Genomic DNA, 19,803 nt, shown 5'->3' with positions numbered 1-19,803 from the left:
TTGCAAATACCTCTGTTGAAAGAACAAAACCCGTGAGTGTTTAACGTCTCCGGCACGGGCCTGCCACGGGCAGCCGGCCCACCCCGACGGGCGCCGAAGACCGATCTGATTACTTGGAACGAGCGGCGACGATGGCCTCGGACACGTTCCGCGGAGCCTCGCTGTAGTGCTTGAATTCCATGGTGTAGGTGGCACGACCCTGGGTCATGGAGCGCAACGTGGTGGCATAGCCGAACATTTCGGACAGCGGCACCTCGGCCTTGATGGCCTTGCCGCCGCCGACCATGTCGTCCATGCCCTGCACCATGCCGCGACGGGAAGACAGGTCGCCCATGACGGTACCGGCATAGTCCTCCGGGGTCTCGACTTCCACGGCCATCATTGGCTCGAGGATGACGGGCTGAGCCTTGCGGCAGCCCTCCTTGAAACCAAAGATGGCGGCCATCTTGAACGCCTGTTCGGACGAGTCCACGTCGTGGTACGAACCGAAATGCAGAGTGACCTTCACGTCGACCACCGGATACCCGGCCAGCACACCCTGGTTCAGCGCCTCTTCCACGCCCTTGCCCACAGCAGGGATGTATTCGCGCGGCACCACACCGCCCTTGATGGCGTCCACGAACTCGAACCCCTTGCCCGGCTCCTGTGGTTCGATCTTGAACACCACGTGACCGTACTGGCCCTTGCCGCCGGACTGGCGCACGAACTTGCCTTCGGCTTCTTCCACGGTGCCACGGATGGTTTCGCGGTAGGCCACCTGCGGCTTGCCCACGTTGGCTTCCACGCCGAACTCGCGCTTCATGCGGTCGACGATGATCTCCAGGTGCAACTCGCCCATACCGGCAATGATGGTCTGACCGGACTCTTCGTCGGTCTTGACACGGAAGGACGGATCTTCGGCAGCCAAACGGCCCAGGGCGATGCCCATCTTTTCCTGGTCGGCCTTCGACTTGGGCTCCACGGCCTGCGCGATCACGGGCTCAGGGAAGACCATCTTTTCCAGGGTGATGATGGCGGACGGATCGCACAGGGTTTCGCCCGTGGTCACATCTTTCAGGCCCACACAGGCAGCGATGTCGCCTGCCCGGATTTCTTCGACTTCCTGGCGGTTGTTGGCGTGCATCTGCACGATACGGCCGATGCGCTCCTTCTTGCCCTTGATCGGGTTGTAGACGGTGTCGCCCTTCTTGAGCACGCCCGAGTACACGCGAACGAAAGTCAGCTGCCCCACAAACGGGTCGGTCATGAGCTTGAACGCCAGGGCGGACAGCTTCTCTTCGTCGTCAGCCTTGCGGGAGGTTTCCTTGTCATCGTCGTCGGTACCTGCCACGGGCGGAATGTCCACCGGCGAAGGCAGGAAATCGATGACGGCGTCCAGCATGCGCTGCACACCCTTGTTCTTGAAGGCGGTACCGCACAGCATCGGCTGGATCTCAACCGCCAGCGTCCGCGCACGGATGCCGGCCTTGATTTCGGCTTCGGTCAGGTCGCCTTCCTCAAGGTACTTGTTCATCAGCTCTTCGTTGGCTTCAGCGGCTGCCTCGACCATCTTGCTGCGCCACTCCTCGGCCTGCGCCTGCAGGTCGGCCGGGATGTCCTGGTACTCGAACTTCATGCCCTGGGACGCTTCGTCCCAGATGATGGCCTTCATCTTGATGAGGTCGATCACGCCCTTGAAGTTGTCTTCGGCACCGATCGGTATCACGATCGCCACCGGGTTGGCCTTCAGGCGCAGCTTCATCTGGTCATAGACCTTGAAGAAGTTGGCACCAGTGCGGTCCATCTTGTTCACGAAGGCCAGACGGGGCACTTTGTACTTGTTGGCCTGGCGCCAGACGGTCTCAGACTGGGGCTGCACGCCACCCACGGCGCAATACACCATGCAAGCACCGTCGAGCACGCGCATGGAACGCTCCACCTCGATGGTGAAGTCCACGTGGCCGGGGGTGTCGATGATGTTGAAGCGGTGCTCGGGGTAGGACAGGTCCATGCCCTTCCAGAAGCAGGTGGTGGCAGCGGACGTGATCGTGATACCACGCTCCTGCTCCTGCTCCATCCAGTCCATAGTGGCGGCGCCGTCGTGCACCTCACCAATCTTGTGGTTCACACCGGTATAGAACAGGATGCGCTCGGTGGTGGTGGTCTTGCCGGCGTCAATGTGGGCCGAAATACCGATGTTGCGGTAACGCTCAAGGGGCGTGGTGCGTGCCATGAAAATTCTCCAAAATTAAATACCAAAGCCCGCGACCCTGTGGGGCCCGCGGGCTCGCTTCCAAAAGAACAGCAGGCGTACAAAACGCCCGCGTGAATCAGAAGCGGAAGTGGCTGAACGCCTTGTTGGCCTCGGCCATACGGTGCACTTCGTCGCGCTTTTTCATGGCGCCACCACGACCTTCTGTTGCCTCAACCAGTTCATTGGCCAGGCGCTGGGCCATGGACTTTTCGCTGCGCTTGCGGGCCGCCTCCTTGATCCAGCGCATCGACAGCGCCAGACGGCGGACGGGGCGCACCTCAACGGGCACCTGGTAGTTGGCACCACCCACGCGGCGGGACTTGACTTCCACCATGGGCTTGACGTTGTTGATGGCGGTCGAGAATATTTCCACCGGATCCTTGCCGGTCTTCTTCTCGATTTGCTCGAGGGCGCCGTAGATGATGCGCTCGGCAACCGCCTTCTTGCCACCTTCCATGATCACGTTCATGAACTTGGAAAGCTCGACATTGCCGAATTTGGGATCCGGCAGGATTTCACGTTTAGGGACTTCGCGACGACGTGGCATTTTTTACCTCTGCATTGCTTCAGTTGGCGCCCTTTCGGACACCGCGAGAGCCATCCGGGACCCTCACTTACTCGACCCGCACGGAACAGCCCGTGTTTGGGGTCACTACGTTTGCACCACCTGCCAGGCGGAACAAACACCGACATTTCAGGAAGATCAGGCCTTCTTGGGACGCTTGGCACCGTACTTGGAGCGCGCCTGCTTGCGGTCTTTCACGCCTTGCAGGTCCAGCGAGCCGCGGACGATGTGGTAACGCACACCGGGCAGATCCTTGACACGACCACCACGAACCAGCACGACGCTGTGCTCCTGGAGGTTGTGGCCTTCACCACCGATGTAGGAAATCACCTCAAAACCGTTGGTCAGGCGCACCTTGGCGACCTTGCGCAGAGCGGAGTTGGGCTTCTTGGGGGTCGTGGTGTACACGCGGGTACACACACCACGACGCTGCGGCGAGTTTTCCATGGCCGGGCTCTTGGACTTGGTCTTTTCGACCTCCCGGCCGTGGCGCACGAGTTGACTGATGGTTGGCATGAAAGAAACGTCCCTAAACGTTTGATGAGCGAAAAAGCGAAACCCTTCGGAAAATTCCGAAAAGCCCTCTACTGTATCACGGGCCTATTGAAAGACCAAATCCATCTCTCTGGTGTCCGTCGACGCACCGATGTACTCACTGGATCCACAGCCGCAGTGCGTCCCAGGCCCGCCCGAAAATGCCACTCTCTTCAACGGACTCCAGCACCGTCAGAGGGACCTCGGCAACCGTCTCGCCGCCCGCGGTACGCACACGAAGCACCCCCACCTGCTGCCCCTTGAGCAGAGGGGCCACCAACGGATCCGGGCGCGTGACCTCGGTTTTGAGCCCGGCGCCGGTTCCTGCCGGAACGGACACCACCACGCCCTCGGGGCGCCCAAGCTTGGCCTGATCCGCGCGCCCCTTCCAGACGCGAGGAGTGACCACCGCACCGCCCACGGAGCTCAAGCGGACCGCCTCATAGGCCGTGAACCCCCAGTTCAGCAGCTTCTGACTCTCCGCTGCACGCGAATTTTCGCTGGCAGCACCCAACACGACGCTCAACAGCCTGCGCTGCCCCTCTGCTCCGGCGCCCAGCAACGCACTGGGCCGGCGGGCAGTTGCAACGAGGCAATAGCCGGCGGCATCGGTGTGTCCGGTCTTCAGGCCATCCACAGAGGGGTCGCGGAACAGCAGAAGGTTCCGGTTGGTGTCATTGGCTGCTGGAGTGCCTGGATAGCGGTAACGCTGAATGGCGTAATACGGAACGTATTCAGGGAAGTCGCGCATCAGCCGGGTCGCCAGCGTCGCCAGATCCCGGGCCGTGGTGGTGTGCCCCGGAACGGTCAGACCTTCCGGGTTCCTGAAGCTGCTGGCGTTCATTCCCAGCGCCTTGGCCTGGCGATTCATCATTTCGACGAACTGCTCCGCACTTCCACCCACGCCCTCGGCAAGAGCCATGGTGGCGTCATTGCCCGACTGAACGATCATGCCCTTGATGAGATCCTCCACCGGCACTTTCATCTTGGGGTCAATGAACATGCGGGAGCCCGGCATTTTCCAGGCCCGCTCACTCACTGAAAGTGTCTGTTTGAGATCGATCTTGCCGGATTTGAGGGCATCAAACACGAGATAGGCAGTCATCAGCTTGGTGAGCGAAGCGGGTTCGACAGGCTTGTCCGGTTCCTTGGCCGCCAGGACCTGCCCGGACGACACATCCAGAAGCAGGTACGCCCGCGCCGCCACTTCCGGAGGTTGCGGAACAGCCGCCGAGGCGGCCAGGTGCCAACACAGAAAGAAAACGGCCAGCAGACCACCCTTGGGCAAGATTCGTTCAAACAGCATGGAATTGAAAGAGAAGAAAGAAGTCCAGGGCCGAAGCGACCCGAGTTCAGGCGACGAGATGCCGCTGCACCAGTTCTCGCAACAAGGGCAACTGCCCATGAAAGAAGTGCCCCCCGCCTGGCACCACCAGCACAGGCAGGGCTTGCGGGCGCGCCCAATCCATCACGGACTGCAGCGGCACAGTGTCGTCGTGCTCGCCATGAATGACCAATGTGCGCTGGCGAAGTTCATCCGGAATAGCGGCGACGCCGAACCGGCTGGTGGCAGGGCCGACCAGCACCACCTTCTGGATGTCCCGCTGACCGTGCAATGCGGCCACGGCCTGGCTTGCGACGAAGCCACCAAACGAGAAGCCGGCAAGACACAGCGGACCGTCAGGCACCTGTGAGCGGACAACCTCCAGCATGTCCTGCAACTCCCCGCGCCCTTCGTCGTAGACACCCCCGCTCGCACCCACACCACGGAAGTTGAACCGCACGGCCGTCCAGCCGCAAAGGACGAAGGCACGCGCCAGGGTCTGCACCACCTTGTTGGTGAGGGTGCCCCCATGCAATGGGTGGGGATGCGCAATGACCGCCATCCCACGGGAAGACCCGGCAGCGCGGTCGATGGCCACCTCCAGCTGCCCGGAGGGACCCACCTGAAAAAGATGCTCGGTGTGTGCGTTCACGTGTGTCGCGCTATCAATCCAGGAATCCGGGCATCTCAGCGCCCGACTTCCGGTGGCGTTCGCAAGCGCTCGACCACCACCCCATCCCTGAGATGCGACTGCACGATCTCGTCGATGTCCTGTTCATCCACGTAGCTGTACCAGACAGCCTCGGGGTACACGACGGCGATGGGGCCACCGGCACAGCGATCCAGGCAGCCCGCCTTGTTCACCCGCACCTTGCCGGGGCCCAACAGGCCCAATGCCTTGGACTGGCTCTTGCACCGATCAAAGGCCGCCTGCGCCTTGTGCTGCGCGCAGCAGTTTTCGCCGTTGTCGCGCTGGTTCAGGCAGAAAAAGATGTGGCGCTCGTAGTAGGAGGATCGGTTCTCTGACATGGCTGGATTCTAGTGGTCGGCCTGGCGCCCGGCGGGGAGTCGGGTCACTGCCCGCACGGCATACATCAGGGCGACAAACGGCCACAGCCAGCCCAGCCACTGAGACAGGCCGTGGAAGCGGATGAAACGCCCCTGCTCCCAGACGTTCAAAGACTGGTCAAAGTAGGCACTCACTGGCGCACGATTGAGAAGACTCAGGGAGACTGCGAGTGCCAGCAGCAGACTGACGTGGCACGCGCGCGGTGGCAGCCTCAACGTGGCAAGCGCCACCAGCGCGGCGACGGCCATGCCCAGCAGCGCCGGCATGTCCACCCAGGCCCAGGCGTGGTCCGGCCCGTAAGTCATGGCCGCCGAGAATCCGGCGGCGCCCAGGGCCGACAAAAGCAGCGCAACCAGCAGCACCAGCCTGCGCGAGGGAGCATGCACATCCGCATACCCCAGCATCAGCGGTGCCAGCAGACCCAGCGCCACGCACAACGCCTGCGCCAGGGGGCTCAGCGGCACTGCCGCTTCCGACTGCAAGGGCAGCCAGACCAGGAAGGGCGTGTCCACCAGCAGACTGGACAACACCTCCTCTAGCTGTTCCCAGGCCTGCCCCAGGCCGAACGGCACCGACAACGGATACAGCAGGGCAAACGGCCAAAGCGCCAGCAACACCAGCGATCCGTGCGCCTGAGGCGCGAACCAGTTCCGACGGAACTGCGTCCATTGCCGCATCACACCCAGTCGTTCGAGGAACCAGGCCAGGCAAACGCCCAGCACGCCCCCTGCGATGTTGAGTCCGAGGTCCAGGTTGGACGGAACCCGCATGGGCAGGAAATTCTGCAGGGTCTCCAGCGACAGCGACAGCATGGCCGGCAACAGCACCGCAAACCACCACGCCCAGCGCCCCCAGCCCGACCGCAGCAACCCCAGCGCCGCCAGGAACCCAAGCGGCACATAGCCCACCAGGTTGGCCGACACATCGAACTTCGTCCAGTAACGGGGAAGGGGCGCGCTCAGAAACGCCCACACCTGTCCGCCAGACCAGCGCCATCCTTCGAAAGGATAGAGACTGGCATAGACGACGAGCGCCGCAAACAGCAGCGACAGCGGAATAGCAGAGGATCGGCTCGCCACGGCGCGCCCGGTCATCAGAATGGCTTGACGACCACCAGAACGACCACCAGCACCAGCATGATCACCGGCGCTTCGTTGAACCACCGGAACCAGACATGGTGGCGCCGATTGGCATTGGTCCTGAAGGACTTCAGAAGCCGCCCACAGGCGTGGTGATAGCCCAGAATCAGAACCACCAGCAGAAGCTTGGCGTGCATCCACCCGTTGCCGGCACCCAGGCCGATCCCATACCCCAGCCAGAGCCAGAGCCCCAGGACCAGCGCAGGGACGGCCAGCATGGTGGTGAAACGGAACAGCTTTTCGGCCATCAGCATCAGCCGTTCGCGCTCGGCCACGCTTTCAGGGGGAACCATCGCCAGGTTCACAAAAATGCGGGGCAGGTAAAACAGGCCCGCGAACCAGCTGGCGATGAAGACGATGTGGAAGGATTTGACCCAGAGCATGCGGGCAGTTTATCTGCGCCGCCGCTGCAGGGATTCATGGCCGCACGGCACAAAAAAAACCCGGCCCACAGGGCCGGGTTAGGAAGCCTTTTTGCTGTCACACACTAAGGCACCCGCTCAGGGAGGAAAAGCGGGGAGCGGTCCAAGGACGCGCTCGGGGCTGATGTTACAACAGATCACATCGAATGTGAAGCGAAGCCCTGTCAAAACTGACAGGGCCTGCGCGCAGGCCAATAAATAGACCCAAAAGCACTACATCATCTTGGCCAATTCGAACATCACGGCCGTGCCCAGCGCCTCCCGGATGTTCCCGCGTCCGACCTTGGCCATCGAAAACTCGCCAAACCCGGACATGTCAAACGAACTGTCGTCGGGCGAAATCTCCACGAACGGAAACTCGAACACCTCGCGCAACAGCTCGCTGCGGAAGCGCTCGAACTCCCCGTCCTTGATCTCCGAATCGACCACGATCAGGTTGGGCATGCGGGCCTTGACGGCATCGCGGGCCTGATGGAAGTCCACCACGCTGTCGGAGGTGATCCCGATTTCACGCAGCGCATCCCGCACGTCGGCACGGATCTGCAGGCTAGGGGAGATCGTGAGCACATACGTGCCCGAGAGCGACTTGAACATCGACGAGTGTTCGTCCGACAGGTCGACGGTCGAAATGCCATCGACCGCCTGCACCACGGTGCGGCTGAACATCGCCGTAAAACTGACGCCCTCGGCGGTCACGTCGCGCTCGAGGTCGATACCGCCCGAGGCGGCAGCGATCTGGCGAATCAGCATCCAGCTGAGGCTGTCGGACGCGGTGCTGCTCGAAGGCGGGATCCCGTCGTTGGCCACGCGCATCTGCAGCCGCGCGTGCTGTGGCCACGCATTGAGGTCCATGCGCACATCCACCCGGTTGCCGAACGGAATGCCCCAGTCGAGCACCGCGTTGACAAAGGAATGCGCCAACGTCGGGTCGATCAGCACCTCGACCGGCTTGAGCTTGCGGCGCAGGGCGATGCCCAGGATGCCCAGTTCCTGCTTGCGCTCCTGCAACACGCCCTCCACCAGATCGGCCATGTTCACCTTCTCGTGCGTCTGACGGATGCGCCCTCCGTACAGGCGGTGGATCTGCTGGGCGCTGAGCCCCGCCAGCTTGATGCGTTCGGCAGGGATGTTCAGCGCCCGGTGCTCCATCTTGGTGATGCGGCCCTTGGCCAGCAGCTGGTCGATCTGGTTTTGAAGGCTGCTCACACCTTCGGTGAACTGGTCGGCCAGCGCAGACACCAGCTCCTGCCAGTGGTCCTCCAGCTTCCATGCATCGGCCTCGGTCGGGGCGCCCGGTTTGGGGTTGGAGGTCTGGTTGGGTGGGCTGGATCTGGTGGGCTGCATGACAGTGCTCTTGAGTGAAAGATTCCTACTGCGTCCCGCATGGCTGCAGAAGCATCAGTATTTTCTTATTACGCGGCGTGCAAGACGTCACTCCGACGTTCTCAATCATCGTGCTTTTTTTACGATTTGCAACAACCACCCGGACACGCTGCACTGGGGCCATCGCAAATTACTGCACGGTTGACCGGTTTGCCACAATAGCCTCATGCACACACCCGCCCCCTACCCCCTGTCCCGTCCGCGCCGCCTGCGCCGCGACGTCTTCACCCGCGACCTGGTGCGCGAGCACCGGCTGAGCCCCGCCGACTTCATCTACCCGGTGTTCGTGCTCGACGGCGCCGGCCGGCGCGAAGCGGTCGCGTCCATGCCGGGCGTCGAACGCCTGAGCCTGGACCTGCTGCTGCCGGTGGCCGAGGACTGCGTGAAGCTGGGCATCCCCTACATGGCGCTGTTCCCGGTGATCGACCAGTCGCTCAAGACGCCGGACGGCCAGGAAGCCATGAACCCCGAGGGCCTGGTGCCGCGCGTGGTGCGGGCGCTCAAGAAGGATTTTCCCGGCCTGGGCGTCATGACCGACGTGGCCCTGGACCCTTACACCAGCCACGGCCAGGACGGTGTGCTGGACGAACACAACTACATCCTGAACGACCCGACGGTGAAGATCCTGGTGCAGCAGGCGCTGACCCAGGCTGCGGCCGGCGTGGACATGGTGGCGCCCAGCGACATGATGGACGGCCGCATCGGTGCGATCCGCCAGGCGCTGGAAGCCGCCGGCCACGTGCACACACGCATCATGGCCTACAGCGCCAAGTACGCCAGCGCCTTCTACGGCCCGTTCCGCGATGCGGTGGGCTCGGCCGCCAACCTGGGCAAGGCCGACAAGAAGGTCTACCAGATGGACCCGGGCAACAGCGACGAGGCGCTGCGCGAGGTGGCGCTGGACATCGCCGAAGGCGCGGACCTGGTGATGGTCAAGCCCGGCATGCCCTACCTGGACATCGTGCGCCGCGTGAAGGACGAGTTCCACATGCCCACCTTCGCCTACCAGGTCAGCGGCGAATACGCGATGCTCAAGGCCGCCGCCCAGAACGGCTGGCTGGACCACGACGCGGTGATGATGGAGAGCCTGATGGCCTTCAAGCGCGCCGGCTGCGACGGCATCCTGACCTATTTCGCGCGCGACGCCGCGCGGCTGCTGCGCGGCTGAAGCGCGTCCGGGCATGCGCGTCTTCCACGTCCAGACGACCTCGGTCACCGAATCGGATGGTCTGCCCACGCAACCGCCGGTCAGCGGATTCATCTGGATCGCCTGCGGCCGGCGGGAATTCGAGCTGGAGCAGGGCCATGTGCAGTCCACGCTGCTGGCGCTGGGCAGCGTGCCGCTGGTGGACCTGCACATCTCCGACCTGCTGAACAACCAGCTGCCCTCGCACTTCGACTACACCTCGCAGTACGACCTGCTGGTGTTCCGCCGCCTGGCCGCCGGGCACAGCGAAACCGACCTCTCCCACCCGGGCCAGGTGCTCACGCAGCCCACCCGGCGCGGCGGGCCGCCGGTGCTGCGCCGCATCGACACCAGCCCGGTGGGCTTCGCGGTGTTCGACCGGGTGCTGCTGACGGTGCACCCGGCCGGCTGCACGGTGCTGGACCACTACGCCACCCGCCTGCTGGGCGCGGGCACGAGTGCCGCGCGGGCGGCTGGTGTGAATCTGCCCGCCGGCCCGGCCGACCTGATGTTGCGCATCGTCAACCAGATGGTCGACGGCTACCTGGAGCTGCGACGCGAGCTCACGCGGCAGCTGGACCACTGGCAGGCCGAGCTGCTGCACCCGTCCACCCGGTTCACGAACTGGGGTTCGCTGCTGGACGCCCGCATCTCGCTGCACCAGCTCGACGAGATCTGCGAAGACCAGCGCGCCGCGATCCAGGACTGGATCGAGGCGCTGGCGGGCTGGGAGGTGGTCGAGGGCCACGGCGACCACTTCGGCGGCCACAAAGGACTGGAACTGCTCAAGGTGCGCAGCCGCGACGTGCTGGAGCACATCGAGCGGGTGATCCACCACGTGCGCCGGCTGGAGCAGAACGCCGAGACCGCGGTGCAGATGCACTTCTCGGCGCAAAGCAACCGCACCAACGACATCATGCGCACGCTCACCGCGCTGACCGCCATCTTCCTGCCGCTGAACCTGATCGCCGGCATCTTCGGCATGAACTTCGAGTTCATCCCGCTGCTGCACGACAACGCCGGCTTCTGGTGGGCCATGGGCTCAATGGTCCTGATCGCCGTGGGCCTGAGCGTGGTCTTCTGGCGCAAGCGCTACCTGGCGCGCAGCGGGCGCTGAGCGCGGCCCACCGCGTCAGGGCCGGCCGTTGCCGTGCGCCACGCCGAACAGCGTGGCGGCGTTGTCCCAGGCAATGCGCCGCGCCACGCTGGCCGGCAGCCCGCCCAGCCAGTGCCGGTAAGACTGCATCAGCTCGTCGTAATAGAGCCAGCGCTGGTTGACCCAGGTGTCCGATCCGATCAGAAACCGTTCGGGGTACTTCAGCAGCAGGCTGTGCCACTCGGGGCACAGCTGCCCGTCGCCGCAGGTCAGGCCCGGCCGGTAGGACAGCTCGCCCATCAGCAGGGGGTAGCGCGCCATGAGCGCATCGACGCGTTCGACGGAAGCTCCACCGATGCCCGTGTGCGCCCAGATCAAGCGAAAGCCCCCACGCTCCGCCGCTTCGCGGGTCGCTGCCCCCCCAGGGGGCTGATCTGCCTTGGGGCGGCCCGGCGGCAGATCGCCTTTCCCCGCGGTGTGAGCCATCAGCAGGTCGATCGCCACGTCGTCGACGTGCGCAAGCACCGCAAGCTGCTTTTCCTCGGCCAGTGCCATCAGCCGCCGCGCCACCGGCCCGTTGGCATTCGCGCTGTCGTAGAGGTGGAACTCGCCCAGGCCCTGATAGGGTCCGGCCGGTGTGCCCCGCGCCAGTTCGGTGGTCACCAGCTCGACGATGCTCTCGTCCCGGAACCAGCTGCTGTAGTCGGCCCGGTCCCGGTACAGGCGCACGAAGGGCACCACGGTCACGCCCGCGGCATGCGTGGCCTCGCGCGCGCCGGCCAGGGCAAGGGTGCCGGCATTGGGCCGCGAATTGGCCAGCACCGCGCGCACGCCGTTGCGCTGCATGCGGGCCAGCACATCGGTCAGCGGGTGCGGGCAGGCCGGGTCGGGTGCGTCCTGCACGCAGGCATCGTCGTTGTAGTGCAGATGGGCGTCGAACAGCGGCCCCGCGTACGGGGTCTGCGCCATCACAGGCGCCGCGCCACAGGCCAGCCACAACAGGCCCCGTCGCAGCAGGTTGCGCATGCCGGACTCAGCCCAGGTGCTGTGAAAAGAAGGCGAGCGTACGCTCACGGGCGAGCGCGGCCGAGGGAGCGTCCCAGGCGCCCCGCTGGTCGCAGTTGAAACCGTGGTGCGCCGGATAGAGGTGCACCGTCACCGCAGGGTGCGCCTGGCGGAACGCCTCCACGCCGTCCAGCGGAATCCAGCGGTCCTGCTCGGCAAAGTGCGCCAGCGTCGGCACCTGCTCCTTGCGCGCCATCTCGTCCGGTGTGGTCATGCCGCCGCCGTAGTACGGCACCGCCGCCGACAGCCCCTGCAGCGTGCAGGCCGAGCGCCAGGTCAGCAGGCCGCCCCAGCAGTAGCCCACGATGCCGACCTTGCCGCCCTGTGCGGCCAGACGGATCGCGGCCTGGATGTCGGCCATCACGCCCGGAGGGGGCAGGGCCTCGACCGCGGTCTTGAGGGCCATGCCCGCGCCCATGTCGGCCTCGGTGTAACCCAGATCCACGCCAGCCTTGACCCGGTGGAAGGTGGAGGGCGCCACCACGAAATAGCCTTCGGCCGCGTAGCCGTCGGCCACGGCCTGGATGTGGCTGTTGACGCCGAAAATTTCCTGCAGCACGACCAGCCCGCCCTTGGGCTGGCCGGTGGGCTGCGCGACGTAGGCGGGACAATGGAATCCGTCGGCGGAAGTGAGTTGAACAAAGCTGCCCATGAAGTCTCCGAACGATGAGTGGCAGGTCCGGTGCGCGACGCTTGCGCGGGGCCGCCTGCGTTAAGTTTCGACAGGTGCATGTTGTAACCGCAAATGTGACAGAGCGTCAGGAGGGTGCAGGATGAACGCAGGGGCCAACGGGGTGCTGCTGGTGACCGGCGGCGGCCGGGGCATCGGCGCGGCAACGGCGCGGCTGGCCGCGCGCGAAGGCTGGGCGGTGGCGGTGAACTACACCGCAAATTCCCTCGCCGCCGACGAGGTGGTGCGCGCCATCCGCGCCGACGGCGGCAGTGCCATCACCGCGCAGGCCGACGTGGCCGACGAGGCGCAGGTGCTGCGCATGTTCGGGAAGATCGACGCCAAGCTGGGCCGGCTCACCGGCCTGGTGAACAACGCCGGCGTGGTGGACGTGACCGCCCGGGTCGACGAGATGAGCGCGGCGCGCTGGAAGCGCATGTTCGACATCAACGTGTTCGGCAGCTTCCTCTGCGCACGCGAGGCGGTGCGCCGCATGAGCACGCGCCACGGCGGCCAGGGCGGCGCCATCGTCAACGTCTCCAGCGCCGCCGCGCGCATCGGCTCGCCCGGACAGTACGTGGACTACGCGGCGGCCAAGGGCGCCATCGACACCTTCACCATCGGCCTGGCCAAAGAAGTGGCGGCCGAAGGCATCCGCGTCAACGCGGTGCGCCCGGGCCTGATCGAAACCGGGATCCACGCCTCGGGCGGCATCCCCGACCGGGTGAACCAGCTCAAACACCAGGTGCCCATGCAGCGCGGCGGCACGGCCGACGAGGTCGCGCAGGCCATCGTCTGGCTGCTGTCGCCGGCGGCCAGCTACACCACCATGAGCCTGCTGGATGTGTCCGGCGGGCGTTGAACAAGGAACCACCCATGACCGCGACCACGCCCGAGAACAGCCCGCACATCAGGATCTGGTGGGAAGACCTGGAGGTCGGACAGACCCGCGACCTGGGCAGCATTTCGCCGACGAAGGAGGAGATCATCGCCTTCGCCAGCCAGTTCGACCCGCAGCCCTTCCACCTGAGCGAAGAAGGCGGCAAGGCCTCGGTGTTCGGGGCGCTCAGCGCCAGCGGCTGGCACACCTGCGCCATGGCCATGCGGCTGATGGTGACCAACTTCCTGCACGAGACCTCCAGCCTGGGCTCGCCCGGGCTGGAGAGCCTGAAGTGGACCAAGCCGGTCTACCCCGGCGACGTGCTGCGGCTGCAGCACACCATCACCGAGAAACGCCCGATGAGCAAGCGCCCCGACGTGGGCCTGGTGCGCACCATCTGGGAGATGTTCAACCAGCACGGCGACAAGGTGCTGCACATGGAGGGCTACGGGATGTTCCGGCTGAAAGCGCCCCCTCGCGCCGCCGCGCCCGCACAATAGCGGGATGGATTTCAAGCCCCTGATCACCCTGCTGGCCATCGTCAACCCGCTGGCCATCGTGCCCTTCTTCATCCACTACACGCAGGGATTCAGTTCGGCGCAGCGCAAGCGCACCATCCTGATTTCCTCGTTCAGCGCGTTCGCGGTCATCGCGACCTGCGCGGTGATCGGCCTGCAGATCCTGGAGTTCTTCAGCATCTCGCTGGCGAGCTTCCAGGTCGGTGGCGGCATGCTGCTGCTGACCTCGGCGCTGTCCATGCTGAACGCCCAGCCGGCCGAGGCCAAGGCCACCAAAAGCGAGGTGGACGACGCCGGCACCAAAGCGTCTATCGCGGTCGTGCCGCTGACCATTCCGCTGCTCACCGGCCCGGCCACCATGTCCACCGTGGTGATCTACGCCGACCAGGCCAAGACCTTCTTCCAGCACGCCGCGCTGGTGGGCTATGGCGTGGTGATCGCGCTGGCCACCGCCGTGTGTTTCGCCGCGGCCAAGCCCATCGCCCGTTTCCTGGGCCAGACCGGCATCAACGTGATGACCCGGCTGATGGGCCTGATCCTGGCCGCGCTGGCGGTGGAGGTGATGGCCGCCGGGCTGACCAAGCTGTTCCCGGCGCTGGGCGCCTGAGGGCCAGAGCCCCGGATCAGCCGAACTTGATGAACAGCTTGCTGTAGGGTGCCTTGACCTGGCCGATGGCCTTCTCGATCCGGGCCTTGTCGCCCGCCGCCACAGCCGCGTTCAGCGCATCCACCGATCGCGTCACCGCGCCCAGCAGTTCCTTGAACTCCGGCGATGACTGCGCCGACGCAGGGGCTTCGCTGGCGAGCAGGCCCGCCAGGTAGGTCAGCACACCCGCCTGCGCCGCCAGCTTCGGCAAGCCGTCGTCCGCCTGAAGCCACTTCGGCCCCTCGTCCAGCAGATGCTCCATCTGGGCGTGGTAGGCGTTCATGTGGTCGCTGTAGACGATGACCTGGTTCTGGCGCCGCAGTTCGCTGAGCAGGTCGCGCACACCTTCGAGCGTGTCGTGGGCCTGGGACAACTGCCCCGCGGCCACCTGCTGCACGGCCCTGGCGTAGTGCTCCTCGACCCCGCTCAGGGTGCGCGCCATGAGCGCATCGTTGGCATACGGGACGGTGGGCTGGGACTTCACGAGCTGGGTGACCTGGGACCAGGCCTGTTGCGCCTGTTTCAGCGCATCGGCCGATTCGCCGGCCTGGCCGGCGTTGGTCTTGAACAGGGCCGCACGGTAGGGCACGTAGGCCTTCTGCAAGGCATCGGTGACGGGGTCGGCGGCCCAGGCGGGCGAGGCACAGGCGCCTGCGGCAAGGGCGAGCAAGGGCAGGACTCGGAAGCATGGGATGTTCATGACCGGAACGGGTGGAAAAGGGGATAGCCATACTACCCCCGCCCGTATTAAGCCAGCTTAAATCCGCCCCCTGCCGCCGCGTCGGCCTGGCGGGTCAGGATGTCGCAGGTCAGGCGGATGTGGGCTTCCAGCGCCAGCGCCGCGCGGGCCTCCTGGCGCGCCATCGCCGCCAGGAAGATGCCCTCGTGCTCGGCGTGCACGTCGCGGTCGAAGCCCGGCGTGGCGCCGATGCGGATGGCGATGTGGCGGTAGCGCTCGCCGTGGCGGTAGAGGATGTCCAGCAGGTGCCGCGTCCAGGGTGAGCTGTGGCCCGCGATCAGGGTTTCGTGGAAGTGGCGGTTGGCGCGCTCCCACTGGTCCGGGTCGCGGCCGGCGCCGCCCTCCTCGGCCACGCTGAGCTGCGCAAAGGCCTCGCGCACCGAGTTCTCCCAGCCCGCGTCGCCGAGCCGGATCGACTGGCGCAGCGCCTCGGTTTCCAGCCGCACGCGCGTGTCGGTGAGGTCGCACAGGTCGTCCAGCGACACGGCGCTGACGCGGTAGCCGCGCTGGCCTTCGACCGTGACCAGCGCGTCGGACACCAGCAGCGCCAGCGCCTCGCGCAGCGTGCCGGCGCCCACGCCATAGTGGTCCTTGAGGTGCTCGACGCGCAGGCGCTGGCCCGGCTGCAGATCGCCGCACACGATGTCGTGGCGCAGCGCGCGGTAGGCGCGTTCGGTGAGGGTGCGCGGCTCGGGTTCGTCGCTGCGCGGCGCGGGGCCGGCGGCGTGTGCGGGTTGAAGCAGGTCTTGCAGCATGGTGATGACCTCAATCGGCTTCCTGTTGATGCTGGCGTTTGAGCCGGTAGGCCAGCTGCGCGCGGCTCAGGCCCAGCAGGCGCGCGGCGCCGGCCAGGTTGCCGCGGCTGCGCTCGACCGCCAGGGCCAGCACCTGCGCCTCCAGGGTCTCGATCGGCACGCCGGCATCGAGCACCTGCGCGCACAGGCGCAGCTCGTCCTCGGGTGCACGGCGCGCCAGCCGGCCCTGCGGGTCGATGCCGTCCTGTGCCGGCTCGGACTGGTTGGGGAACAGGTGTTCGGCCTCGATCACGCCGCCCTGCGCCGCGAGGATCACGCCGCGCTCGACCAGGTTCTCCAGTTCGCGCACATTGCCGGGCCAGCTGTGGCGCGTCAGCGCCTGCAGCGCGCGGTCGCTGAAGCCGCCCAGGCGCTTCTGGTGCAGCGCGGTGAAGCGCGCCAGCAGGTGCTGCGCCAGAGGCTCGATGTCGCTGCTGCGTTCGCGCAGCGGCGGAATGCAGATCGGGTAGACGTTGAGGCGGTAGAACAGGTCGCGCCGGAACTGCCCGCGCTCGACCGCTGCTTCGAGGTTGACGTTGGTCGCCGTCACGAGGCGCACGTTGACCTTGCGCGCGCTCTCGCTGCCCAGGCGCTCGATCTCGCCCTCCTGCAGCACGCGCAGCAGCTTGGCCTGCGCGGGCAGCGGCATGTCGCCCACCTCGTCGAGGAACAGCGTGCCGCCTTCGGCGCGCTCGAAACGGCCGGCCCGCGCCGCGTGCGCACCGGTGAAGGCGCCCTTCTCGACGCCGAACAGCTCGGCCTCGATCAGCTCGGCCGGCAGCGCCGCGCAGTTGACCGCCACGAACGGCCCGGCGGCGCGCTCGGAGTGTTCGTGCAGCGCGCGCGCAAAGCGCTCCTTGCCCACGCCGGTCTCGCCCGTCAGCAGCACCGTCACCTGCGTCGTTGCGGCGCGGCGCATCAGGTCGTGCGCGTGCTGGAAGCCCGGCGAGGAGCCGACCAGCATGCCACCCGACTCGGCCGGCTCCAGCGTGTTCTTCAGCGCCTCGACCTGCTGGCTCAGCGCGGCCATCTTCTCCAGCAGCGAGTCGTCCTCGAAGTACTGGCGGTGCGCGTCGCCGTCGGGCCAGTCGTCGATCGGGCGGCCCTCGATCAGGCAGTGGTCGTCGCCACAGGCCGAGCACTTGATTTCCTTGTACAGGATCAGCCGGCCCATGAAGGCGCTGGTGTAGCCGCTGGCGTAGCCCAGCAGCGTCCAGCAGGCCGGCTCGTCGACCACGCCATAGTGAAGGCGGTGCGCGTGCGCCTCCCACGAGTCGTCCCAGCGGAACATGCCCTCGAAGCGGCCGGCCGCGGCGTCCATTTCCAGCCGCACCGGCGTCACGCGCGCCGCGCCTTCGAGCATGTGCAGCTGCGGCCCGACCAGGAACATGTCTTCCAGCGTCTTCTTGCCGCGCGTCTTGGCAGCGAAACCGGCGTCGTGCAGGCCGCAGGCATAACCCAGGCGCGTGAGCAGTCGCCGCGCGTGGTCCTTGCCGACCGAGGTGATGAGGTCGTGGCGCAGGGCCGTCAGCGCCGCGGTGTGCAGCAGCACCATGCGCCGCTCGCCCAGCCAGATGGCGCCGCTGTGCGGCTCGAAGCGCAGCAGCCGGCGCAGGTCGTTGTCGGGCGGGTAGGTCAGATGGGGGTCCAAAGGTGTCTCCGGTGGGTCGCTCTGCGGCGACTGGAATCTCGATATTTTCCGCCAAGCGCCCCAAATCGACAAACCGGCGAAGCAGTGCCTGAAATTGATCATTTGATCACTCGCAGCAAAAAGCGCCTCATCAAATCGAGATTTTTCTCACGTGCTGCGCCGCAACAGTCCAAGAAACAAACTATCGAAGGGTGTTGGGCGATCCAGATGCTGCGCTGCACACCGACATTTTTCTCAGGGATTTCCCTGAAATATCGAGATTTTTGGCCCAACCCCGGCGGACTGGCACGCCATCTGCGAGAGGGGACGCGTCCGACAACGCACCGACCGCCCCAAGCACCATGCCCCAGACCACCGACACCTCCCTGCCCGCCGTCGACGCCTCGCTGCGCTTCGTGCGGGTGATCGAGCGCCGTGCCGACGGCCTGGTCGCCTTCGAGTTCTCGATCGGCTGGCCGGAGCTGGCGGTGGAGCTGATGCTGCCCGCCCCGGCCTTCGAGGCCTTCTGCGCCAACAACAAGGTGCAGCGTCTGGACACCTGAGTTCGCGAGAGCCGTTCAACAACCATTCCAACGGAGACAAGCACCGATGAACATCGACCTGCAGGCGCGGGAGATCACGCCGCTGCGCCAGACCTACGCCCACGTGGCGAAATACATCGGCGGCGACAAGACCGCCAGCCGCTACCAGGAGGCCACCTTCGGCGCCCAGCCGATGGTGAACTTCCACTACCGGCCGACCTGGGACCCGGGCCACGAACTCTTCGACGCCAGCCGCAGCAAGATCGTGCTGGCCGACTGGTACGTGCTCAAGGACCCGCGCCAGTTCTATTACGCCACCTGGACCATGACCCGCGCCAAGCAGCAGGACGCGATGGAGGCCAACTTCCAGTTCGTCGAGCAGCGCGGCATGGTCGGCAAGATGCCCGACGCCGTGCGCGAGAAGGCCCTGACGGTGCTGATGCCGCTGCGCCACGCGGCCTGGGGCGCCAACATGAACAACGCCTCCATCTGCGCCTACGGCTATGGCACCGCCTTCACCGCGCCGGCCATGTTCCACGCGATGGACAACCTGGGTGTGGCGCAGTACCTCACCCGCCTGGGCCTGGTGCTGGGCGAGCCGCAGTCGCTGGAAGACGGCAAGCAGGCCTGGCTGGACGCCCCCGAGTGGCAGGGTCTGCGCCGCCTGGTGGAAGACAGCTTCGTGGTCAGCGACCCGTTCGAGCTGTTCGTAGCGCAGAACTTCGCGCTCGACGGTCTGCTGTACCCGCTGGTCTACGGCGGCTTCGTGGACGACCACGTCGCGCTGCAGGGCGGCACCGCGGTCGCGATGCTGACCAGCTTCATGCCCGAGTGGCACGACGAAACCGCGCGCTGGATCGACGCCGTCATCAAGGCCGCGGGTGCCGAATCGGACGCCAACAAAGCCCTGCTGCGCGGCTGGGCCGGCCACTGGATGGACCGCGCCCAGGCCGCCCTCTCGCCCATCGCCCGCCTGGCCCTGGGCGAGACCGGAGAGACCGTGCTGAGCGACGCACGCGTGCAGCTGCAGGCGCGCCTGGCCAAGACCGGCGTCACCGCCTGACCAGGCCTGAACAGGAGACCACAACATGTCCGACGTATTCATCGCTTTCCAGCACAACGAAGAGTCCCGCCCGGTGATCGACGCCATCGTGGCCGACAACCCGAACGCGGTGCTGACCCACCCGACCGGCCTGGTCAAGATCAATGCGCCCGGCAGCCTGACCATCCGCCGCGAAACCATCGAGGGCCTGACCGGCCGGCCCTACGACCTGCAAGCCATCCACGTCAACCTCGTCACCCTCTCGGGCCACATCGACGAGGACGACGACCAGCTCACGCTGAGCTGGAAACACTGAATCACGAGCA

The 19,803-nt window shown here is 65.9% G+C and carries 22 protein-coding genes; 8 read left to right on the top strand and 14 right to left on the bottom strand.

Annotated elements, in window-relative coordinates; translation table 11 throughout:
• Positions 1 to 109 precede the first annotated feature (109 nt).
• The 9 genes from fusA to HPS01S_RS19560 form a co-directional block, all read right to left on the bottom strand.
• The gene (fusA, locus tag HPS01S_RS19600) at positions 110 to 2,212 is read right to left on the bottom strand and encodes an elongation factor G (protein ID WP_066160159.1); all 2,103 of its coding nucleotides are present in this window, start codon (positions 2,210 to 2,212) and stop codon (positions 110 to 112) included.
• Between the two features lie 97 nt (positions 2,213 to 2,309).
• Entirely contained in the window at positions 2,310 to 2,780 is a 471-nt protein-coding gene (gene rpsG, locus HPS01S_RS19595; RefSeq protein ID WP_066160156.1) for a 30S ribosomal protein S7, read from the bottom strand.
• A 156-nt stretch (positions 2,781 to 2,936) separates the two neighbouring features.
• The gene (gene rpsL / locus HPS01S_RS19590; RefSeq protein WP_066160152.1) at positions 2,937 to 3,314 is read right to left on the bottom strand and encodes a 30S ribosomal protein S12; all 378 of its coding nucleotides are present in this window, start codon (positions 3,312 to 3,314) and stop codon (positions 2,937 to 2,939) included.
• 136 nt (positions 3,315 to 3,450) lie between these two features.
• On the bottom strand, positions 3,451 to 4,638 hold the full coding sequence (locus HPS01S_RS19585) for a D-alanyl-D-alanine carboxypeptidase family protein (protein ID WP_084397565.1): 1,188 nt from the start codon (positions 4,636 to 4,638) through the stop codon (positions 3,451 to 3,453).
• Positions 4,639 to 4,684: 46 nt separating this feature from the next.
• Positions 4,685 to 5,308 (bottom strand): alpha/beta hydrolase, encoded by a 624-nt coding sequence (locus HPS01S_RS19580; RefSeq protein WP_066160150.1) that lies wholly within the window; start codon positions 5,306 to 5,308, stop codon positions 4,685 to 4,687.
• A gap of 35 nt (positions 5,309 to 5,343) precedes the next feature.
• Positions 5,344 to 5,685 (bottom strand): (2Fe-2S) ferredoxin domain-containing protein, encoded by a 342-nt coding sequence (locus HPS01S_RS19575; protein ID WP_066160148.1) that lies wholly within the window; start codon positions 5,683 to 5,685, stop codon positions 5,344 to 5,346.
• A 9-nt stretch (positions 5,686 to 5,694) separates the two neighbouring features.
• Positions 5,695 to 6,804: a VanZ family protein gene (locus tag HPS01S_RS19570; protein ID WP_255284261.1), complete on the bottom strand. Its 1,110-nt coding sequence runs from the start codon at positions 6,802 to 6,804 to the stop codon at positions 5,695 to 5,697.
• Positions 6,805 to 6,818: 14 nt separating this feature from the next.
• Positions 6,819 to 7,247 carry a CopD family protein gene (locus HPS01S_RS19565; RefSeq protein WP_066160141.1) on the bottom strand — a complete coding sequence of 143 codons (429 nt, stop codon included), beginning with the start codon at positions 7,245 to 7,247 and terminating at the stop codon, positions 6,819 to 6,821.
• A 252-nt stretch (positions 7,248 to 7,499) separates the two neighbouring features.
• Positions 7,500 to 8,630 carry a hypothetical protein gene (locus HPS01S_RS19560; protein WP_066160138.1) on the bottom strand — a complete coding sequence of 377 codons (1,131 nt, stop codon included), beginning with the start codon at positions 8,628 to 8,630 and terminating at the stop codon, positions 7,500 to 7,502.
• Positions 8,631 to 8,835: 205 nt separating this feature from the next.
• On the opposite strand from HPS01S_RS19560, the gene hemB reads away from it, so the two are divergent.
• Together hemB and HPS01S_RS19550 are read left to right on the top strand one after the other, a co-directional pair.
• Positions 8,836 to 9,837, top strand: a complete 1,002-nt coding sequence (hemB, locus tag HPS01S_RS19555) for a porphobilinogen synthase (RefSeq protein ID WP_066160133.1) — start codon at positions 8,836 to 8,838, stop codon at positions 9,835 to 9,837.
• 13 nt (positions 9,838 to 9,850) lie between these two features.
• A complete protein-coding gene (locus HPS01S_RS19550) occupies positions 9,851 to 10,972 on the top strand; it encodes a magnesium transporter CorA family protein (protein ID WP_084397563.1) in 1,122 nt (373 codons plus the stop codon).
• Positions 10,973 to 10,987: 15 nt separating this feature from the next.
• On the opposite strand, the gene HPS01S_RS19545 is transcribed toward HPS01S_RS19550, so the two are convergent.
• Positions 10,988 to 11,977 carry an amidohydrolase family protein gene (locus HPS01S_RS19545; protein ID WP_371836606.1) on the bottom strand — a complete coding sequence of 330 codons (990 nt, stop codon included), beginning with the start codon at positions 11,975 to 11,977 and terminating at the stop codon, positions 10,988 to 10,990.
• 7 nt (positions 11,978 to 11,984) lie between these two features.
• Positions 11,985 to 12,668: a dienelactone hydrolase family protein gene (locus HPS01S_RS19540; protein WP_066160124.1), complete on the bottom strand. Its 684-nt coding sequence runs from the start codon at positions 12,666 to 12,668 to the stop codon at positions 11,985 to 11,987.
• Between the two features lie 121 nt (positions 12,669 to 12,789).
• On the opposite strand from HPS01S_RS19540, the gene HPS01S_RS19535 reads away from it, so the two are divergent.
• From HPS01S_RS19535 to HPS01S_RS19525, 3 genes are read left to right on the top strand one after another with little or no spacing between them, the layout of a single operon-like run.
• The gene (locus HPS01S_RS19535) at positions 12,790 to 13,548 is read left to right on the top strand and encodes an SDR family oxidoreductase (protein WP_066160121.1); all 759 of its coding nucleotides are present in this window, start codon (positions 12,790 to 12,792) and stop codon (positions 13,546 to 13,548) included.
• Between the two features lie 14 nt (positions 13,549 to 13,562).
• Complete coding sequence (locus HPS01S_RS19530) at positions 13,563 to 14,066, top strand: MaoC family dehydratase (RefSeq protein ID WP_066160118.1); 504 nt, start codon at positions 13,563 to 13,565, stop codon at positions 14,064 to 14,066.
• A gap of 4 nt (positions 14,067 to 14,070) precedes the next feature.
• On the top strand, positions 14,071 to 14,691 hold the full coding sequence (locus HPS01S_RS19525; protein WP_066160115.1) for a MarC family protein: 621 nt from the start codon (positions 14,071 to 14,073) through the stop codon (positions 14,689 to 14,691).
• 16 nt (positions 14,692 to 14,707) lie between these two features.
• Here HPS01S_RS19525 and HPS01S_RS19520 read toward each other — a convergent pair whose 3' ends face one another.
• From HPS01S_RS19520 to HPS01S_RS19510, 3 genes are read right to left on the bottom strand one after another with little or no spacing between them, the layout of a single operon-like run.
• The gene (locus tag HPS01S_RS19520) at positions 14,708 to 15,430 is read right to left on the bottom strand and encodes a hypothetical protein (protein WP_066160112.1); all 723 of its coding nucleotides are present in this window, start codon (positions 15,428 to 15,430) and stop codon (positions 14,708 to 14,710) included.
• A gap of 47 nt (positions 15,431 to 15,477) precedes the next feature.
• Positions 15,478 to 16,224, bottom strand: a complete 747-nt coding sequence (locus HPS01S_RS19515) for a GntR family transcriptional regulator (protein WP_066160109.1) — start codon at positions 16,222 to 16,224, stop codon at positions 15,478 to 15,480.
• Positions 16,225 to 16,234: 10 nt separating this feature from the next.
• The gene (locus tag HPS01S_RS19510; protein ID WP_066160105.1) at positions 16,235 to 17,914 is read right to left on the bottom strand and encodes a sigma-54-dependent Fis family transcriptional regulator; all 1,680 of its coding nucleotides are present in this window, start codon (positions 17,912 to 17,914) and stop codon (positions 16,235 to 16,237) included.
• Between the two features lie 341 nt (positions 17,915 to 18,255).
• Here HPS01S_RS19510 and HPS01S_RS19505 point away from each other — a divergent pair, with 341 nt between their 5' ends.
• Genes HPS01S_RS19505 through HPS01S_RS19495 form a run of 3 tightly spaced genes read left to right on the top strand, consistent with a single transcriptional unit; the run spans position 18,256 to position 19,793 of the window.
• Positions 18,256 to 18,456: a phenol hydroxylase subunit gene (locus tag HPS01S_RS19505; RefSeq protein ID WP_066160102.1), complete on the top strand. Its 201-nt coding sequence runs from the start codon at positions 18,256 to 18,258 to the stop codon at positions 18,454 to 18,456.
• A 46-nt stretch (positions 18,457 to 18,502) separates the two neighbouring features.
• Positions 18,503 to 19,498, top strand: a complete 996-nt coding sequence (locus tag HPS01S_RS19500; RefSeq protein WP_066160099.1) for an aromatic/alkene monooxygenase hydroxylase subunit beta — start codon at positions 18,503 to 18,505, stop codon at positions 19,496 to 19,498.
• A 25-nt stretch (positions 19,499 to 19,523) separates the two neighbouring features.
• Complete coding sequence (locus HPS01S_RS19495) at positions 19,524 to 19,793, top strand: MmoB/DmpM family protein (protein WP_066160095.1); 270 nt, start codon at positions 19,524 to 19,526, stop codon at positions 19,791 to 19,793.
• Positions 19,794 to 19,803: the final 10 nt, after the last annotated feature.

The organism is Hydrogenophaga pseudoflava NBRC 102511 (assembly GCF_001592285.1).
GTDB classification, from domain to species: Bacteria; Pseudomonadota; Gammaproteobacteria; order Burkholderiales; family Burkholderiaceae_C; genus Hydrogenophaga; species Hydrogenophaga pseudoflava.
This window is presented reverse-complemented; position numbering and strand designations above follow the sequence as displayed.

Excerpts from the sequence above, each read along its gene's own strand:
- HPS01S_RS19500 (WP_066160099.1), top strand. The coding sequence starts at position 18,503 with ATGAACATCGACCTGCAGGCGCGGGAGATCACGCCGCTGCGCCAGACC.
- HPS01S_RS19545 (WP_371836606.1), bottom strand. The coding sequence starts at position 11,977 with ATGCGCAACCTGCTGCGACGGGGCCTGTTGTGGCTGGCCTGTGGCGCG.
- HPS01S_RS19525 (WP_066160115.1), top strand. The coding sequence starts at position 14,071 with ATGGATTTCAAGCCCCTGATCACCCTGCTGGCCATCGTCAACCCGCTG.
- HPS01S_RS19540 (WP_066160124.1), bottom strand. The coding sequence starts at position 12,668 with ATGGGCAGCTTTGTTCAACTCACTTCCGCCGACGGATTCCATTGTCCC.
- HPS01S_RS19520 (WP_066160112.1), bottom strand. The coding sequence starts at position 15,430 with ATGAACATCCCATGCTTCCGAGTCCTGCCCTTGCTCGCCCTTGCCGCA.
- HPS01S_RS19550 (WP_084397563.1), top strand. The coding sequence starts at position 9,851 with ATGCGCGTCTTCCACGTCCAGACGACCTCGGTCACCGAATCGGATGGT.
- HPS01S_RS19575 (WP_066160148.1), bottom strand. The coding sequence starts at position 5,685 with ATGTCAGAGAACCGATCCTCCTACTACGAGCGCCACATCTTTTTCTGC.
- fusA (WP_066160159.1), bottom strand. The coding sequence starts at position 2,212 with ATGGCACGCACCACGCCCCTTGAGCGTTACCGCAACATCGGTATTTCG.
- HPS01S_RS19530 (WP_066160118.1), top strand. The coding sequence starts at position 13,563 with ATGACCGCGACCACGCCCGAGAACAGCCCGCACATCAGGATCTGGTGG.
- HPS01S_RS19495 (WP_066160095.1), top strand. The coding sequence starts at position 19,524 with ATGTCCGACGTATTCATCGCTTTCCAGCACAACGAAGAGTCCCGCCCG.
- HPS01S_RS19565 (WP_066160141.1), bottom strand. The coding sequence starts at position 7,247 with ATGCTCTGGGTCAAATCCTTCCACATCGTCTTCATCGCCAGCTGGTTC.
- hemB (WP_066160133.1), top strand. The coding sequence starts at position 8,836 with ATGCACACACCCGCCCCCTACCCCCTGTCCCGTCCGCGCCGCCTGCGC.
- HPS01S_RS19560 (WP_066160138.1), bottom strand. The coding sequence starts at position 8,630 with ATGCAGCCCACCAGATCCAGCCCACCCAACCAGACCTCCAACCCCAAA.
- HPS01S_RS19505 (WP_066160102.1), top strand. The coding sequence starts at position 18,256 with ATGCCCCAGACCACCGACACCTCCCTGCCCGCCGTCGACGCCTCGCTG.
- rpsG (WP_066160156.1), bottom strand. The coding sequence starts at position 2,780 with ATGCCACGTCGTCGCGAAGTCCCTAAACGTGAAATCCTGCCGGATCCC.
- HPS01S_RS19585 (WP_084397565.1), bottom strand. The coding sequence starts at position 4,638 with ATGCTGTTTGAACGAATCTTGCCCAAGGGTGGTCTGCTGGCCGTTTTC.
- HPS01S_RS19515 (WP_066160109.1), bottom strand. The coding sequence starts at position 16,224 with ATGCTGCAAGACCTGCTTCAACCCGCACACGCCGCCGGCCCCGCGCCG.
- HPS01S_RS19535 (WP_066160121.1), top strand. The coding sequence starts at position 12,790 with ATGAACGCAGGGGCCAACGGGGTGCTGCTGGTGACCGGCGGCGGCCGG.
- rpsL (WP_066160152.1), bottom strand. The coding sequence starts at position 3,314 with ATGCCAACCATCAGTCAACTCGTGCGCCACGGCCGGGAGGTCGAAAAG.